A 220-nucleotide genomic window follows, 5' to 3' on the forward strand; every position below is an offset into this window, starting at 1 on the left:
AGGTATGACTGGTTCAACTAATTATTCGTTAGGTTCAAGTGGTGGTTGGAATGTAACTGGTAATGATAATTTTTTTATAGGTCATGATTCAGGACATAATACTTATGGTAATAGAAATATAGCAATAGGACAATATTCATGTACAACTGTTGGTGGAGCCTATAATTTAGCATTTGGATTAAATGCTGGTGAAATTGTTAATGGTTTTGTTTTAAATGCT

The 220-nt window shown here is 31.4% G+C and carries 1 protein-coding gene; it reads left to right on the plus strand.

The genetic code is table 11. The features are described 5' to 3' along the window. A partial coding sequence (locus tag AYC59_RS07870; RefSeq protein ID WP_211259986.1) for a hypothetical protein occupies positions 1-220 on the plus strand: 220 nt, incomplete at both ends.

Origin of the sequence: Pseudostreptobacillus hongkongensis, from assembly GCF_001559795.1 — a bacterium.
Lineage (GTDB): Bacteria > Fusobacteriota > Fusobacteriia > Fusobacteriales > Leptotrichiaceae > Pseudostreptobacillus > Pseudostreptobacillus hongkongensis.